The sequence below is a fragment of the Aetokthonos hydrillicola CCALA 1050 genome, from assembly GCF_017591665.1.
Taxonomy (GTDB): domain Bacteria; phylum Cyanobacteriota; class Cyanobacteriia; order Cyanobacteriales; family Nostocaceae; genus Aetokthonos; species Aetokthonos hydrillicola.
This window is the reverse complement of sequence record NZ_JAAKGC010000412.1, coordinates 1-1,268: the sequence shown is the minus strand read 5'-3', so window position 1 is coordinate 1,268 and position 1,268 is coordinate 1. Positions and strand designations below refer to the sequence as shown.

The window sequence follows — 1,268 nt, the reverse complement described above, 5'->3', positions numbered from 1 at the left end:
GAATCGAACCAGAAGATTGTAGAGTGAGGCGAATTGAAAGCGATCGCAACCCTATCAAATCCGGATAAACTTTGACTTTTACACTTTGTGGAATTTTAAAATCATTCCAAGCTAATCCCCATCTTCCCAACTGTCGCACATGAATATCACCCCAAGAATATTCTCCTCGTTGTGTTGGATGGACGGTGTATTGTAAGGGTTCGATATTGTCGCTAATAAAAGCCCGTAGTTTTGGTGCAGAAACCTTAAAATCACTTGGGTAGTAGTCGCAAATTTCAATTAAAGCATTACTATTGGTTAGCTTTACTTTTAACACTACTAAGTTATCGCGCCCAATCGATAGACGTGATGGTAATTCCCGTGTAATCTCGACACGAGAGGATCTTACTCGCAAAGCATCAACGACCATTAATCCTAGTGCGATCGCATCATATAATAAACCTACCGCAATGCTCACCGTAACCCCAACAAAGATAGCTAAAATTGAGGCAAGCCCAACTCCTAAAACCAACAATAAATACAATCGTCTAGAAGGAACCATATTAGTATTTGCGCTTTATCTTGGTACTGGTACCTTATTAAGTAATGACGCAATCACAGATTCAATGTTTATCCCATCCAACATTGCTTCTGGTTTTAAAAGCAGCCGATGACGTAACAAAGGAGATGCTATTGCTTTAACATCATCTGGTGTAACAAAATCACGTCCTGCTAGATATGCTGTAGCCTGAGATGTTACGAACCAAGCGCCAGCAGCACGAGGAGATGCACCTAAAGCTAAATCAGAATGCTGACGTGACGCTGTAACCAACGCCAAGAGATAATCAATTAGCGCCTCAGAAACTTTAACTTTTCTAACTATTTGTCGCGCTTCCAAAATTTCTGCAACTGTTGCTATTGGCTTCAAACTCGAAATATCTAGACGACGTGCTGCAAACCCAGCCTGACGATTCAGTAACATTTGCTTTTCCGCAGCTTTATCGGGGTAATCTACTATCAGCTTAAATAAAAACCTATCGAGTTGTGCTTCTGGTAAGGGATAAGTTCCTTCAAATTCCAATGGATTTTGTGTTGCAATCACCCAAAATAACTCTGGCAAAGCTAAGCTTTCGCCATCTAGAGTTACTTGCATCTCTTCCATTGCTTCCAACATTGCTGCTTGCGTTTTTGGTGGAGTGCGGTTAATTTCGTCAGCTAGTAGGATCTCTGTAAATATTGGTCCTTTTTTTAAGGTGAAACTGCGGCTATTTAAATCAAAAATATTTGTA

The 1,268-nt window shown here is 40.4% G+C and carries 1 protein-coding gene and 1 pseudogene; both read right to left on the bottom strand.

Annotated elements, in window-relative coordinates; genetic code table 11:
* A pseudogene (locus G4P69_RS38425) lies at positions 1 to 541 on the bottom strand (DUF58 domain-containing protein); the annotation flags it as partial.
* Between the two features lie 15 nt (positions 542 to 556).
* Positions 557 to 1,268 (bottom strand): AAA family ATPase (locus G4P69_RS38420; RefSeq protein WP_208355263.1); only part of this gene is annotated, 712 nt, incomplete at its 5' end.